This is a genomic window from Rhodococcus sp. NPDC055024, assembly GCF_053608585.1.
In genome coordinates, this window is the sequence record NZ_JBSGVT010000017.1 from 59,792 (window position 1) to 74,170 (window position 14,379).

The window sequence follows — 14,379 nt, forward strand, 5'->3', positions numbered from 1 at the left end:
GAGCCGTTCTCCGGGTTTCCGGAGAACGGCTCTTTTGCGCGCCCCGCCTCAGGCCAAGAGTGTGCCCCTGAGTTGTGCGATATCGCCCTCACTCAGTTGCAAGCCGTCCCGGACGTAGTTGTCGAAGTTGCCGTACACCCGATCCACCGTGGCGAAAGAGGTGTCCAGCCAAGACTGTTCGACGCCGTCGATGAACGCGCTCCCCGTTCGAGGTCCGGTGAGGTACTGGTTGCTGAGCATGTAGTCGGCGTTCACGTCCGTGCGGCTCACACCGAGGAGTGTCAGGAGTACCGCGGTCATCCAGCCGGTCCGGTCCTTGCCCGCCGAGCAGTGGTAGAGGACTGCACCGTCGGTGTTCGCGACGTTCGCGAGAGCGTCGTGGAATGCGCGGCTCGCCCCCGGATCGGTCACCATCAACGCGTACATCGTGGGCATGTCCACCAGAGCCGGGAGGTTGGCCGGATTGGTTCCGATGACGTCGAACCAGTTGCTTCGTGCCCCCTCCGGAATGCGGTCCTGCGAGAGCGTACGTTCGACGACGGTGCGGAAGTCGTCCACCGATTCCACTCCGCGTTCGCTCAACGACGACAGATCCGACGGTGTCAGCTTGTCGAGGGCGTTCGAGCGAAACACTTTCCCCCACCGAACCGTGTGCCCGTCCTCGGTGACGTAGCCGCCGATGTCCCGCGCGTTCGACGCTCCCTCGAGGTGCAGTGATCGGTCCGCGGTAGCCTGCGCAGCTGCGGGTCCGGCCTGTTCGAGTGCGGAAATTCCACCGGCGAGCGCCGGGACCGGAGCACACGCGAAGATCGCCGCACACAGGAGTGTCGCGGCCGGGCGGGAGATTCTGTTCGACATCCGGACAGAATAGGACCGCAATCAGGACTTCGTACGAACCTTGATGTACAACGAGGCAACCGGTTCGATAACTCTTGCCGCCACCGGACCGATCACTGCCATCAGGAGTACGTAAGCCGTTGCCAATGCCGCCAATTCGGCGTCGACAGCCCCGGCGGACACTGCGAGCCCGGCGATGATGATGGAGAACTCACCGCGGGCGATCAGAGCAGCACCGGCGCGCGCCTGGCCCATTCGCGCGACACCCTGACGTCTGGCTGCCCATGCCCCGGTGATCAGCTTCGTGATCGCGGTGACGACGGCAAGGATCGCGGCCCACCCGAGAACCGGCGGAATGGAACTGGGATCGGTGTTGAGACCGAAGACCACGAAGAACATCGCGGCGAACAGATCCCGCAGTGGCTCGAGCACGCGACTGGCGTTGTGTGCGGTCGAACCGGAGATCGCGATTCCGAGGAGGAACGCACCCACAGCGGCCGACACCTGCATCGCCGAGCTGATACCGGCAACCAACAGCGCGGCACCGAGCAGTTTGAGCAGCAGCGTCTCACTGTCCGGACTGTCGAGGAGCGCCGAAACGTACCGTCCGTATCGCAGTGCCACAACCAGAACCACGGTGATGACCAACAACGAGATGCCGACCGCTTCGAGTCCACCCAGGAAGCTGACGCCGGCGAGCATTGCGGTCAGAATCGGCAAGTACAGCGCCATTGCCAGATCTTCGAACACCAGAATCGACAGGACGACCGGCGTTTCGCGGTTACCGAGGCGCCCCAGGTCGCTGAGCACCTTGGCGATGATGCCCGAAGACGAGATGTAGGTGACGCCGGCCATGACCGTCGCCCCCACAATGCCCCAGCCGAGAATCAAGCCGACGACCGCGCCGGGAGTCGCGTTGAGAACGATGTCGACGATGCCCGCTACTCGCGAGCGTTTGAGACCGGTCACGAGCTCGGCCGCGGTGTATTCGAGCCCCAACAGCAACAAGAGCAGGACGATCCCGATCTCACTGGCCAGATGAGAGAACTCGCCGATGTCCCCGAGCTGGATGAAACCGCCCTGCCCGAAGCACAGGCCGCCGATCAGATAGAACGGGATCGGCGACATCCCGACGCGAGCAGCCAGCCGTCCGAGCAGTCCGAGCGCGAAGAAGACCGCGCCGAGTTCTATCAGTGCAAGGGTGGTTGTGTCCACGCGCCAGTCAGCCGTTGGCCAAGATTTTTGCCGCTGCGGCCAAACCGTCCGGTGTTCCGACTGCTACGAGAAGATCTCCCCCAGTGAAGGTGAAGTCGGGGTTCGGGGACGGGCTCACCTGGCCTGCGCGCATGACAGCGACGATGGAGACGCCGGTACGCGTGCGCATGCCGGTGTCCCCGAGGGTCTGGCCGTCGTAGCGCGAGCCGTCCTTGATGTAGAGCTGTTTGGTTCGAATTCCCGGAAGGTCGCGGTGCTCTTCTTCGAGCTGGGCAACGAGCTGTGGGGCACCCAGGAGATTGCTGAGCGCTGCCGCTTCCTCGGTGGTCAGAGGCAGCGAGGCAGCACACGCGTCAGGGTCATCTGCCTTGGACACGATGAGATCGGTATGACCGTCCCGATGGGTGACGACACCCACGCGACGACCGGAAGACAGAACAAAATCCTTGCGCGTCCCGATCCCCGGTAGTGGGGTGACTTCTACGTTCATATACCAACGGTAGCGCCGATCGGCGACCTGCATCGCGTGAGGGCCGTAATCCGCTTGGCGCCGTTCGCAGTGGGCGTACCGGCGACCTACCGAACCGGTGGAAATACGCCGTTCTCGTCCGGAAAATACTCGACGACAGCGGTGACGGCAGCGACCGGAATCGGGGCGTACAGATGCGGGAAACGCATCGATTCCGGGTCCGAGGGAACACCGGGTTCGTACTTCACCTGACCAACGAGCAAGGCCGGATCGATCGAGAGAAGGACAATGTCCTCGCGGCCGGCGAAGATCCGATTCGCCGGGAGATGAACCTGCGCCGGAGTCGACATGTGAACAAATCCCTCGGCCTCGAATCCGTCGGGGATGCGTTCACCGAGCTGTTGTGCCCGCGCCCATTCCTCGCGCGTGCACATGTGGAGCAACTCGACGCTCTCGTCGATACGTGGTTCGCGTCCCGGGTTCATCAGCCCAGAATATCGGGCTGACGTCGACGATTCGAATCAGCTGTCAGCGAACAATCTTCACCGAAGAATGCCTGCCCAGCGCATTTCCAGTGAGACACAACACTAAGAAACGGGTTCGGGAACAACCCGTAAACCCCAAACGTCTGTAAGAGTGGATCTACCGCGCCATTCCGACGCGGCGGACCAGGCCCCAGGCACGCGGCCCGAATGCCGCAAAGCCAGTACGGAGGAGTCATGCCCGGAACACTGACCAGCCCACAGTTGACCGCTGCCGACCGGTGCGACCGGTGCGGTGCCGGAGCACGCGTACGCGCCGTGCTTCCCACCGGCGGCGAGCTTCTCTTCTGCGGACACCACGCAACCGAACACGCGGATCGACTTCGCGAGATGAATGCCGTCGTCTCCGAAAGCGAACCCGCACTCTGACCTGTCAGCCGGGGGTGGCCTCTTCACGAGGCGCGCCATGAACGCCAGAACGGGCGATCACAATCACTGTGATCGCCCGTTCTGCCGTTCCGGAGCCGGTATCAGCTGCTACCAGCTGCGTAGGATCGCGATGCGCTCGGTCAATTGATCGACGGTCGCGATGGCCGTCGGCGGGCCGCCGCACACCCGGCGCAGTTCCGCGTGAATGATGCCGTGGGGCTTACCGGTGCGGTGAACGTTCATCGCCACCAACCCGTTGAGCTCCTTGCGGAGCGCACCGAGTTGATCTGCCGTCGCCGCTCGATCGGATACCACTGCCGCAGTGGGTTGCGGGGCGGCGGCCTTGGCCGAGTTGGCCTCGACCTGCGTTTGCTGACGTTGACGCAGCAGCGCCCGCATCTGATCGGCGTCGAGTAGGCCGGGGAGTCCGAGGTAGTCGGCTTCCTCGTCGCTTCCGGCGAACGTCGCGGTACCGAAGGATGATCCGTCGTAGATCACCTGGTCGAGCTCGGCGTCGGCGCCCAGGGACGTGAACGCCTTCTCCTCCTCGCCCAGTTCGTCCTTCTGCTTGTTCGCATCGGCGAGCAGGTCGTCTTCGAGGCCGTCCTTCTCACGATGCGGCTTCCCGAGGACGTGGTCACGCTGAGCCTCGAGCTGCGCGGCAAGGTCGAGGAGCACCGGTACCGAAGGCAGGAAGACGCTGGCAGTCTCGCCCTTGCGACGCGACCGCACGAAGCGCCCGATCGCCTGAGCGAAGTACAGCGGGGTCGACGCGCTGGTCGCGTACACACCGACAGCCAGACGGGGAACGTCGACGCCCTCGGACACCATCCGGACCGCGACCATCCATTTCTGGTCGCTTGCACCGAATTCGGCGATTCGCTTGGAAGCGGTGGGGTCGTCGGACAGCACGACGGCCGGCTGTTCGCCGGTGATCGCGGCGAGCGCCTTCGCATACTCGCGGGCCACTGTCTGGTCGGTCGCGATGACAAGTCCACCCGCATCGGGCATACCGGTACTCCGCAGCTGCGCCAAACGGGTGTCTGCTGCGTGCAGCACGGCAGGAATCCAGTCCCCGGCAGGGTCCAAGGCCGTCCGCCAGGCCCGAGTCGTCTGCTCGGCGCTCAGCGGCTCGCCGAGCCTGGCGGTGAATTCCTCGCCGGCGTTGTTGCGCCACCGCGCTTCGCCCGAGTAGGCGAGAAACACGACGGGTCGCACCACGCCGTCCTTGAGCGCATCCGAATATCCGTAGGAGTGATCGGCTTTCGAGCGGAGCAGACCTTCCTTGTCCGGCTCGTACTCGACAAAAGGAATGGCGCTGTCGTCACTGCGGAACGGAGTTCCGGTCAGCGCGAGCCGCCTGGTCGCGTCGCCGAAAGCCTCACGAATGGCGTCGCCCCAGCTTTTCGCGTCGCCGCCGTGGTGGATCTCGTCGAGGATGACCAGCGTCTTGCGGCCTTCGGTGCGCACACGGTGCTTCGACGGGTGCGAAGCAACCTGGGCGTAGGTCAGCACGACTCCGTGATAGTCACTCGAGGTCTGGCCGGTCGAGTTGGAGAACCGCGAGTCCAATGCCAGGCCGGAGCGCTGAGCGGACTCGGCCCACTGGTGCTTGAGGTGCTCGGTCGGAGCGACGACGGTGATCTGGTCGACCGTCCGGTCGCGGAGCAATTCCGAAGCTACTCGCAGAGCGAAGGTGGTCTTACCTGCTCCTGGCGTTGCGACCGCCAGGAAGTCACGGGGGCTACTGGAAAGGTATTTGGTCAGTGCACGGCGCTGCCATGCACGAAGGGAACCGGTAGGGGCGCCAGGCTGGGTTCCCGCGGATTGGGCTCCGGCGGGTTCGGTCGAATTGCCGAGTTCGGCTGCCACGGTCTCAGACGTCATAGGCCGCGCCTCCACTGGAATCGCACTGTTGTCTCGCGCTCCTCGAATTTTCATCAATGTCCGGCGACGAGCCTAGCCGCCGCCACCGACGAAAGCCGCACTCGAAGCGCGTACTCATGGCCGTTCTCACTCCGGCCGGCGAGCTTTCGCTGCCCTCGCATCCTGCCGACCTGCACGCGAATTGTCTCAGAAATGTGCGACACGTCGGCGCCATGGTTGGGCAACCGGGTGTGTCGTCAGGGATGCTGGAGACATCATGAGTGAAGCGCGAGGCGAGAAGTCGAGCGGAAGTGATCTGCACCACCGCAGATGGCATCCGCTACGCCGCACCGGGCAGTTGATCGGTCGAACGCTGAGCAAGGCCTGGGACGATTCCATCTTCGGAAAGGCGGCTACGGCCGCGTTCTGGCAAACGCTGTCACTCGCTCCCCTGCTGCTCGGCCTTCTCGGGATGATCGGCTACATCGGTGGATGGTTCGGACCCAACACCGTCGAGATCATCGAATCCAAGATCGTCACGTTCAGCGGAACGATCTTCAGCGAAAGCGTCGTCGACCAGATCATCCGTCCGACCGTCACGGACGTTTTGCAGCGCGGACGGCCGGAAATCATCTCGGTCGGCTTCCTGCTCTCCCTGTGGGCGGGATCGTCGGCGATCAGTACGTTCGTCGACTCGATCGTGGAAGCACACGGTCAGCAAGACGCACGCAATCCCATCTGGCAGCGCATCTTCGCCCTGCTGCTCTACGTGATGTTCCTGGTGATGGCGGTGTTCATCCTGCCGTTGGTGGCTCTCGGACCGACGCTCGTCGGGCGAGCACTGCCCGCCTCCTGGTACGAAGTCGGATCGAATCTGGTCGACACCTTCTACTACCCCGCGGTCGGCCTACTGGTGATCATCGGCCTCACGACGCTCTACAAGGTCGCTCTGCCGAAGTCGCTGCCGTGGCATCGACTCCTCGCCGGCGCTCTGGTCGCCGGTGTGTTCTTCATGGCCGCCAGCACCGGATTACGCTGGTACCTGGGATTTGTCACCAGCACCGGCTACACGTACGGCGCGCTGGCAACGCCGATCGCATTTCTGCTCTTCACCTTCTTCCTCGGTTTTGCCGTCGTGCTCGGCGCCGAGTTCAACGCGACGGTGCAGGAATTCTGGCCGGCTCGTGCCACCCGGATGGAGCAGATGCGAGAGTGGCTCGCTTCTCAGAACACCGACGACGCCACGGGCCCGGTCACCAACCTGACCTGGCACCTGGCCACCAGCCCGATCCGCATCTCGGGCGACAAAGCGGATCCAGCCGCGGTTCCCTCGTACGGACGGCCGCGCAGCAGACAAACGGCGAGCAACCAAACGGAGTCGCGCCGGAACTCCTGCAACGACCAAGATCCTGTCGGCAAGCCGGACACAGACGCGAAGAGCCCGGCGTCCGACTGCGTCGAGGCTGTCGATCCACCGAGCTCTGGAAGTACCGCCGCTCGCGTGACCCGAGGTCAGTCGCCCTTACGGAGTCCTTCGTAAATCTTCTTGCAGTCCGGGCATACCGGTGATCCGGGCTTGGCGGACTTCGTCACGGGAAACACCTCGCCGCACAGTGCGACGACATGGGTGCCCATGACGGCGCTCTCGGCGATCTTGTTCTTCTTCACGTAGTGGAAGAACTTCGGGGTGTCGTCGTCGGTCGTTTCGTCGGTGGAGACGTCGGGACGTTCCTTGGTTTGAGTGCTCACCCCTCCAATAATGCCGTCTCCGTCACAGCGGTGCGACCTACGGGTCGTGTGCAATTGTCGGCCGAGAGTGGAACAGTGGAGTCATGGCACGAAATGGCGCGTTCGGCAGGTCCGACGAGGCCGGGACTCCCGACAATCCCGTACTGATCACCGAAGCGCAGAAGTCCGTCGAAGAACAGCACAAAGCCCGAGTGCGCAAGTACATGATCATCATGTCCTTCCGGTTCCCGGCGTTGATCCTCGCGGCGATCGCGTACGGCATCTGGGCCAACGCCTGGATCTCGATGCTCATCATCGGTGCATCCATTCCGCTTCCCTGGATCGCCGTCCTGATCGCCAACGACCGACCACCGCGCACCAAAGACGAGCCGAGTCGATACGACGGGCGAAAGAAGACCGCAGGCGAGATCGAATCCGCGACGCACCACACCATCGAAGGCTGACAAGTTCCGCCTGCGAGAATGACCGGGTGAGAAGCGAAACGCTCCTGTCCATCACCCCTGCGCTGCGTGAGGCTCTGCTTCGCAATCGATTCGACACCGGAACCATGCTCGACGCACTGGGGCCCGAAGTTCACGCCGCTCTCGGCCGTAGTGAGCCGGTCCCTGTCCGCCGCGCCAGCCTCGAACACGGGGATCTGGGCGTTCTCATCAGACTGTTCCTTCTCGCCGATGACTGCCCGGCCGCCGATGTCGCTGCAGCGCTGGCTCCGTTGACAATGGCGCAGTGCGTCGACGCCGGTCTTCTCGAAGGTGAGAACTTCGACAGTGAGAACCCACTGGTGCGGGCCGCGGTCGATCTTCGCCCCATCGACGTCGGCGACGGTGATCGTTGGGTGATCTCGGATCTCGACGGCGGAATCCGCCCGAAGAAGGCCACAGCCGATCACGTGCTCGGTGTCGGCCATGCATCGCTGTCCTTGTTGCAGGCCACGCCCACCGCGAGGGTCGGCAGCGTGCTCGACCTCGGCACGGGATGCGGCATCCAAGCCCTGCACGCGAACACGTATGCCGATTCGGTCACCGCAACCGACATCAATCAACGCGCGGTCGATCTGACGGCCGCGACCATGGCGCTCAACGGACTCGACGTCGAACTGCTTCAAGGGTCCTGGTTCGAACCTGTCGAGGGTCGAACCTTCGACCAGGTGGTCGCCAATCCCCCGTTTGTCGTCGGCGAGGCACGCGTGCATCACACGTACCGCGATTCCGGCCTCGATCTCGACGGTGCGAGCGAATTGATGATCTCCCGCTCGATCGACTACCTGAACCCCGGCGGCACGGCAGCACTGTTGGCGTCGTGGGTGCACATCGAAGGGCAGGACTGGCGTTCGCGGATCGCGTCGTGGCTGCCGGCGCACGGCGTCGATGCCTGGGTGGTCCAGCGCGACGTGGCGGACCCAGCTCTGTACGTCGGCACGTGGCTCAAGGACGGCGGGCAGGATCCACGGGACCCGGAAACGGCGTCCAGGGCGAACGCCTGGCTTGACCACCTCGAAGAAGCGGACGTCGAAGGCGTCGGATTCGGGTTCGTCTTCCTCCGGCGTACGGACTTCCCCACCGATCTGATGGCCGAGGACCTCATGCACGGATTCTCGGACCCACTCGGGGCCGAGTCGTCGGCGTACTTCGATCGTCTTGCCTGGTTGCGTGAACACGACGTCCTCGAGGAACGCTTCGTCCTCGATCCGGACACGGCTCTCGAACGCGTCTACCTCCCCGGTGACGAAGGATGGCAGCAAGTGGTCACGCGTGTGCACCGTGGCAACGGACCGCACTGGCAGCACGAGGTCGACGAGCTCGGTGCTGCGCTGCTCGCCGGGCTCAGAGCGGACGGATTGGTGGTCGACGAACTGGTGGAACTTCTCGCCGCTGCGAACGGCGAAGACCCTGACCAACTACGTGAGGCCGTCGTCACACTGCTGGTCTCGCTGGTCCGTCACGGGTTGGTGCTTCCCGTCACGAATTGAGTTCCCGGCGAGTTGCAGATTTTTGTGTTCTCAGCAACTTCTCAGGACGACTGGGAAATAACTGCAGGTCACGGCGATTTAGCGGAAATCGGCACGGGAACTTTCCCGGAACTCTCACACGTTGAACTGTGTGAGAGACCGCCGATAGGGAGGCAAGTCATGACAAGCCCCAGCACCACTACTCGCATTCGTCCGAGCGCCGCAGATCTGGACGCCCAGAGCCCGGCCGCAGACCTGGTCCGCGTCTACCTGAACGGGATCGGTCGTACCGCACTGCTGACAGCCGCAGACGAGGTCGAACTGGCGAAGCGAATCGAAGCGGGGCTGTACGCCAGCCACGTTCTTGCCACGGGAAAGCGCCTGACAGTCGCCAAGAAGAGGGATCTCGCAACGATCGTTCGCGAGGGACAGTCGGCGCGCAGCCACCTCCTGGAAGCGAACCTGCGACTCGTCGTCTCGCTGGCCAAGCGCTACACCGGTCGCGGCATGCCGCTCCTCGATCTCATTCAAGAAGGCAACCTCGGACTCATCCGTGCCATGGAGAAGTTCGACTACGCCAAGGGCTTCAAGTTCTCGACGTACGCCACCTGGTGGATCCGTCAGGCGATCACCCGCGGAATGGCTGATCAGAGCCGCACCATCCGGCTCCCAGTCCACCTCGTGGAGCAGGTCAACAAGCTCGCCCGCATCAAGCGCGAACTGCACCAGCAGCTCGGGCGCGAAGCGACGGACGACGAGTTGGCCGAAGAGTCGGGCATCCCGGCGCACAAGATCGCCGATCTGCTCGACCACAGCCGCGACCCGGTAAGCCTCGACATGCCTGTCGGCAACGACGAAGAAGCGCCCTTGGGCGATTTCATCGAAGATTCCGAGGCGACCTCAGCTGAGAACGCCGTCATCGCCGGTCTGCTGCACAGCGATGTGCGCAGCGTGCTCGGGACACTCGACGAGCGTGAACAGCAGGTCATCCGGCTCCGCTACGGTCTCGACGACGGCCAGCCCCGCACCCTCGATCAGATCGGCAAGCTCTTCGGTCTCTCGCGCGAGCGGGTTCGTCAGATCGAGCGTGAGGTCATGGGCAAGCTCCGTGTCGGTGATCGCGCCGAGAAACTACGGTCATACGCCAGCTGATCGAACACAGCACGTGCGTCGGCGCGCCACACCACTCGCGCTGACGCACCGCACAGAGCACCGGCCACCGCTATTTCCCTCCCCCTCGGGAAATGTGCGGTGGCCGGTGTTGTTCGCTGTATCCACCCCAACCGCTGTATTTACCGCAACCGCCTGGGCCCAAGGTCGATTGCGCTCGGTTCAGGTCCGATTCGGACGCGTGAATCGGTGATCTCCGCTCCCGTGGCCGAAGCGAGTACCGGCTCGCAGGCCAGTTCGCGGACTTCGGGAAGGTCGTCGGCCAGCGCCGAGATGCGCTGAACCAGATCCACCAACGCACCCTTGTTGACCGGAACGGCGTTGCGATATCCGGACAGAAGCGGTGCCGCCTTGGGTGCGTCGATCAATTCGGTTGCCGCGTCCTCGGTGAGTGGCAGCACGCGATAGGCACGGTCGCCGAGGAGGTCCGAGATCACACCGGCGAGCCCGAACGAGATCAGCGAGCCGAAGGACGGGTCGTCCTGGACACCGACCACACATCCGATGCCCTTGGTCGCCATTTTCTGCACGTGCAGCAGCGGTTCACCGGACGCGGCCGCAAGGTCGCGGTATGCGAGGCGCACCGATTCCGGTCCACTCAGATCCAGCCTGACGCCGCCCAGATCCGGTCGGTGACGCCACATTTCGCCGGTTGCCTTGACCGCGACCGGATAGCCGACCGCATCCGCTGCCTCTACAGCTTCGTCTTCGCTCAGGACCGAACGGAATTCGACGACGGCGACGCCGTAGCACTCGAGGAGAGCCGCCGCTTCCACGTCCGAAAGCCAACGCCCAGGCGAGTTTTCGAGCCAATCGGCCACCATCTTCTGGGCTCGTTCGGAGTCGATTCCCACGGGGCGAACAACCTTCGACGCAGGCTTGCTGCGCCACTCCGCGTAACGCCAAGCCCTCGCCAACGCCAGGGCGGCGCGCTCCGGCCCCGGGTAGGACGGCACGGAACCGCGGGTCGGGTTACCGACTTCGTCACGGACCGCCAGGACGTCCGGCACACCCTCCGCTGCGAGGAACGTCGTGAGAATCGGCTTGTCCGACCCGGCCACCGCGTCTTTGAGCGCTTTCGCGAACGGCTCGACCGGTATGGCAACGGGGGGAACGAAGACGGCGATGACGGCATCGACGTCGAACGACGCCAACGCGTCGCGCACGGCCGTGGCGAACAGTTCCGGGCTCGCCTGTGCGCCGAGGTCGACGGGGTCGCTGACTTGCAAACCTTCACTGCGGGCGGCGTCCGCAGCAAGGACACCGAGCGCGGTCGAGTTGCCGATGACGGCAAGCCGTGGACCGGCCGGCAACGGCTGATATCCGAAGAGCAGCGCACAGTCGAACAACTGTGAGATGGAGCCGACCTGGATGACGCCGGCCTGTTCGAAGAGGGCGCGGACGATCGAATCGTCGATCTCGACTCCGGTGGCCGCAAGCACTGGCGGAACGGCGTGCCGACCGCTCTTGACCGCGACGATCGGCTTCTTCCGCGCAACTCGACGGGCGATGCGGGAGAACTTTCGGGGGTTGCCGAAGCTCTCCAGGTAGAGAAGTACCACTTCGGTGGACTGGTCGGAATCCCAGTACTGCAGAAGGTCGTTGCCCGAGACATCCGCACGGTTACCGGCGGAAACGAAGGCGGACAATCCGATTCGGCTGCGCGCGGCTTCGTCGAGAATGGCGATGCCGAGCGCGCCGGACTGACAGAAGAAGCCCACGTTGCCTGCCACCGGCAAAACCGGCGCCAGCGTCGCATTCAACGAAATCGCCGGGTCGTTGTTCGCGACGCCCAGCGCATTCGGGCCGATGAGCCGCATTCCGTGGGCGCGGGCCGCGTGGACCAGTTTGCGTTCGGACGAGCGCCCGTCCGGGCCACTCTCACTGAAGCCGGACGAGACGACCACCAGCGCCTTGACGCCCTTGTCGAGGCAGTCGTCGAGTACCGAGTTGATCGATTCGGCAGGAACCGCCACGACAGCGAGGTCGACGTCGTCGGGGATGTCACGAACCGTCGGGTACGCCCGCACCCCGTGCACCGACCGATGCTCGGCATTGACGGGGTAAACAGGTCCGGTGAATCCGCCGCGCAACAGGTTGGTCAACACCGCGTTACCCACCTTGGCAGGGTCCGCCGATGCGCCGATCACGGCCACCGATCGTGGGCTGAGTACGTTACCCATGCTGCGCGCTTCGGCTGCCCGCTCCCGCGAATTACGTACCGAAACAAGCGCTTCCGTCGGGTCGATCGCAAATTCGAGTCGCAGCACGCCGCCGTCGAACGAGCGACTCACCTGGTACCCCGCCTCACGGAAGACCGTCACCATGTTGCGGTTCTCGGAGAGGACTTCGGCGACGAACATCGTCAGGCCGTTCTCGGCCGCTGCTGCTGCCAGGTATTCGAGCAGGATCGGTCCGAGGCCGCGCCCCTGGTGTGCGTCGGCGACGACAAAGGCGACCTCGGCAGACTTGCCGTCCCCAACATCGAGGAGTCGCTCGTATCGTCCCACCGCGATGATCTCGTCGCCGAGCATCATCACGAACGCGACGCGATTGTGGTGGTCGACGGTCGTGAAATTCTTGACGTCGCGCGCCGACATCGTGGGGTACGGGCCGAAGTACCGCAGGTATCGCGTGCGCTCGGAGAGTTTGCCGTGGAATTCGACGAGCTTGTCCGCATCCTCGGGAACGATGGGTCGCAGCGCCACAGCACCTCCGTCGGAGGCGAGGACGTCGACTACCCACGAATGCGGATAGGTGTGGGCGGGATCGGTCGCGGGAGCCTCACCGCTCGTTCCGGCTCCGGCTGCATCGGTATCGGACTGTTCAGTCACGGGGATCCTCCGGGTCGAGTCCGAGTAGCGGGAACGAAGCGCGGCGCGTCGCGATGATCGCCGAGTCGATGCGGGTGAGCGCACGGTCCACCGAGGCGACACCTGTCTCCGGTGTACCACCCGGGCCGTCCCACGGCGTGTAAGCGACATCGCCGCCGTCACCCATGGTCGGCGGGAGGTCGACGCTCGGCGCACGAAGTTTCGTCGAGTCCTTCCAGTCTTCGGGGACAGCTGTGTCGACGTCGATCTCGCGATCGAGCGCGGCCGCGATCAGGTGGGTCCAGGCTCTCGGCACGACGCGAACCAGTCCGTATCCCCCGCCGCCGACCGCCAGCCACCGTCCCTCGGAGTAGCGGTCGGCGAGGTCGCGCATCGCCAGGAACGCGGCACGCTGACCGTCGACGGTGAGGGCGAGGTCCGCGAGCGGGTCCTCGCGGTGCGAATCCACCCCGCACTGACTGATGATGATCTGCGGGCGGAAGGCTGCAATGGCACCCGGGACGACGGCGTGAAAAGCGCGCAGCCACAACGCGTCGACGGTCCCGGGCAGCACCGGGATGTTCACCGCTGTACCTTCGGCCGCGCCGTCGCCGACTTCGCTCGACCACCCGGTGTTGGGCCACAACGTTGCCGGATGCTGGTGCAGCGAGACCGTGAGTACTCGGGGGTCCCCGAGGAACGCATGTTGCACACCGTCGCCGTGGTGAGCGTCGACGTCGATGTAGGCGATGCGGTCGTAACCGTTGTCGAGCAGCCACGAAATCGCCACAGCCGCATCGTTGTAGACGCAGAATCCCGAAGCCCAATCGGCCATCGCATGGTGCATGCCGCCGCCGATGCTGACCGCGCGACGCGTACGTCCCGAAGCGATTTCCTGCGCTGCGGCCAACGATCCGCCGGCAAGGATCGCACTCGCTTCGTGCATGTGCGGGAACACGGGGTTGTCCTCGGTACCCAACCCGTGGGGAACATCCTGGCCGCTCACACCGTTGTTCGCAGAGTTACCCGCGTCTTTGACCGCTGCAAGATATGCCGGTGTGTGGATTCGGAGGAGGTCGGCATCGGACGCGGCGCTCGGTTCGAGAAACTCGATGCCCTCGAGAAGTCCGAGGCTTCGCGAGAGCGCCATCGTGAGATCCAGACGGGTGGGATTCATCGGGTGATCGGCGCTCCACCGATAGCTCAGGTACTCCGGACTCCACACCACGACTCGATTCGCTCGAGACGCCGCGGGGTCCCCGTCAGATCTGATCGACGCGGTCATGGGATCACGCTACTTCCTTCTCGTTTCGTGCCGCACACCACACTCGTGGCCCGCTAAGGAGGCCGAGATCGAGTGACACGAATCCATTTCGGGCATGCGCTGGACTCGCCGCAGTG

At 64.3% G+C, this 14,379-nt stretch carries 13 protein-coding genes; 5 read left to right on the forward strand and 8 right to left on the reverse strand.

Annotation, left to right across the window (positions count from 1 at the left end; translation table 11 throughout):
- Positions 1-48: 48 nt before the first annotated feature.
- The 4 genes from ACWF6P_RS27355 to ACWF6P_RS27370 all read right to left on the reverse strand — a co-directional run bounded on the left by ACWF6P_RS27355 (position 49) and on the right by ACWF6P_RS27370 (position 3,006).
- A complete protein-coding gene (locus ACWF6P_RS27355) occupies positions 49-858 on the reverse strand; it encodes a tyrosine-protein phosphatase (RefSeq protein WP_452623156.1) in 810 nt (269 codons plus the stop codon).
- Between the two features lie 21 nt (positions 859-879).
- Entirely contained in the window at positions 880-2,052 is a 1,173-nt protein-coding gene (locus ACWF6P_RS27360; RefSeq protein WP_378445818.1) for a cation:proton antiporter, read from the reverse strand.
- Between the two features lie 7 nt (positions 2,053-2,059).
- Positions 2,060-2,542: a cation:proton antiporter regulatory subunit gene (locus tag ACWF6P_RS27365; RefSeq protein ID WP_021344116.1), complete on the reverse strand. Its 483-nt coding sequence runs from the start codon at positions 2,540-2,542 to the stop codon at positions 2,060-2,062.
- A gap of 86 nt (positions 2,543-2,628) precedes the next feature.
- Positions 2,629-3,006 (reverse strand): DUF952 domain-containing protein, encoded by a 378-nt coding sequence (locus ACWF6P_RS27370; RefSeq protein ID WP_452623157.1) that lies wholly within the window; start codon positions 3,004-3,006, stop codon positions 2,629-2,631.
- Positions 3,007-3,240: 234 nt separating this feature from the next.
- Here ACWF6P_RS27370 and ACWF6P_RS27375 point away from each other — a divergent pair, with 234 nt between their 5' ends.
- Positions 3,241-3,432 carry a DUF7455 domain-containing protein gene (locus ACWF6P_RS27375; protein WP_378533373.1) on the forward strand — a complete coding sequence of 64 codons (192 nt, stop codon included), beginning with the start codon at positions 3,241-3,243 and terminating at the stop codon, positions 3,430-3,432.
- A gap of 108 nt (positions 3,433-3,540) precedes the next feature.
- Here the strand turns inward: ACWF6P_RS27375 and ACWF6P_RS27380 are convergent, their stop codons facing one another.
- A complete protein-coding gene (locus tag ACWF6P_RS27380) occupies positions 3,541-5,319 on the reverse strand; it encodes a DEAD/DEAH box helicase (RefSeq protein ID WP_378533375.1) in 1,779 nt (592 codons plus the stop codon).
- Between the two features lie 256 nt (positions 5,320-5,575).
- On the opposite strand from ACWF6P_RS27380, the gene ACWF6P_RS27385 reads away from it, so the two are divergent.
- The gene (locus tag ACWF6P_RS27385) at positions 5,576-6,838 is read left to right on the forward strand and encodes a YihY/virulence factor BrkB family protein (protein ID WP_378545412.1); all 1,263 of its coding nucleotides are present in this window, start codon (positions 5,576-5,578) and stop codon (positions 6,836-6,838) included.
- On the opposite strand, the gene ACWF6P_RS27390 is transcribed toward ACWF6P_RS27385, so the two are convergent.
- Positions 6,811-7,047 carry a DUF3039 domain-containing protein gene (locus ACWF6P_RS27390; protein ID WP_003942602.1) on the reverse strand — a complete coding sequence of 79 codons (237 nt, stop codon included), beginning with the start codon at positions 7,045-7,047 and terminating at the stop codon, positions 6,811-6,813. The genes ACWF6P_RS27385 and ACWF6P_RS27390 overlap by 28 nt on opposite strands.
- An 83-nt stretch (positions 7,048-7,130) precedes the next feature.
- Here ACWF6P_RS27390 and ACWF6P_RS27395 point away from each other — a divergent pair, with 83 nt between their 5' ends.
- From ACWF6P_RS27395 to ACWF6P_RS27405, 3 genes are all read left to right on the forward strand, one after another.
- Positions 7,131-7,490, forward strand: coding sequence for a DUF3099 domain-containing protein (locus tag ACWF6P_RS27395; RefSeq protein ID WP_019748237.1), 360 nt, complete (start codon positions 7,131-7,133; stop codon positions 7,488-7,490).
- A gap of 26 nt (positions 7,491-7,516) precedes the next feature.
- A complete protein-coding gene (locus ACWF6P_RS27400; protein ID WP_452623158.1) occupies positions 7,517-9,016 on the forward strand; it encodes a DUF7782 domain-containing protein in 1,500 nt (499 codons plus the stop codon).
- Between the two features lie 159 nt (positions 9,017-9,175).
- Positions 9,176-10,147, forward strand: coding sequence for a sigma-70 family RNA polymerase sigma factor (locus ACWF6P_RS27405; protein ID WP_003942639.1), 972 nt, complete (start codon positions 9,176-9,178; stop codon positions 10,145-10,147).
- Positions 10,148-10,287: 140 nt separating this feature from the next.
- Here ACWF6P_RS27405 and ACWF6P_RS27410 read toward each other — a convergent pair whose 3' ends face one another.
- Together ACWF6P_RS27410 and ACWF6P_RS27415 are read right to left on the reverse strand one after the other, a co-directional pair.
- Positions 10,288-12,999 carry a bifunctional acetate--CoA ligase family protein/GNAT family N-acetyltransferase gene (locus tag ACWF6P_RS27410; protein ID WP_378533381.1) on the reverse strand — a complete coding sequence of 904 codons (2,712 nt, stop codon included), beginning with the start codon at positions 12,997-12,999 and terminating at the stop codon, positions 10,288-10,290.
- Complete coding sequence (locus tag ACWF6P_RS27415; protein WP_230817180.1) at positions 12,992-14,263, reverse strand: acetoin utilization protein AcuC; 1,272 nt, start codon at positions 14,261-14,263, stop codon at positions 12,992-12,994. Before ACWF6P_RS27415 ends, ACWF6P_RS27410 begins: the two co-directional genes overlap by 8 nt.
- Between the last annotated feature and the right edge of the window lie 116 nt (positions 14,264-14,379).

Excerpts from the sequence above, each read along its gene's own strand:
- ACWF6P_RS27415 (WP_230817180.1), bottom strand. The coding sequence starts at position 14,263 with ATGACCGCGTCGATCAGATCTGACGGGGACCCCGCGGCGTCTCGAGCG.
- ACWF6P_RS27385 (WP_378545412.1), top strand. The coding sequence starts at position 5,576 with ATGAGTGAAGCGCGAGGCGAGAAGTCGAGCGGAAGTGATCTGCACCAC.
- ACWF6P_RS27365 (WP_021344116.1), bottom strand. The coding sequence starts at position 2,542 with ATGAACGTAGAAGTCACCCCACTACCGGGGATCGGGACGCGCAAGGAT.
- ACWF6P_RS27370 (WP_452623157.1), bottom strand. The coding sequence starts at position 3,006 with ATGAACCCGGGACGCGAACCACGTATCGACGAGAGCGTCGAGTTGCTC.
- ACWF6P_RS27395 (WP_019748237.1), top strand. The coding sequence starts at position 7,131 with ATGGCACGAAATGGCGCGTTCGGCAGGTCCGACGAGGCCGGGACTCCC.
- ACWF6P_RS27380 (WP_378533375.1), bottom strand. The coding sequence starts at position 5,319 with ATGACGTCTGAGACCGTGGCAGCCGAACTCGGCAATTCGACCGAACCC.
- ACWF6P_RS27355 (WP_452623156.1), bottom strand. The coding sequence starts at position 858 with ATGTCGAACAGAATCTCCCGCCCGGCCGCGACACTCCTGTGTGCGGCG.
- ACWF6P_RS27405 (WP_003942639.1), top strand. The coding sequence starts at position 9,176 with ATGACAAGCCCCAGCACCACTACTCGCATTCGTCCGAGCGCCGCAGAT.
- ACWF6P_RS27375 (WP_378533373.1), top strand. The coding sequence starts at position 3,241 with ATGCCCGGAACACTGACCAGCCCACAGTTGACCGCTGCCGACCGGTGC.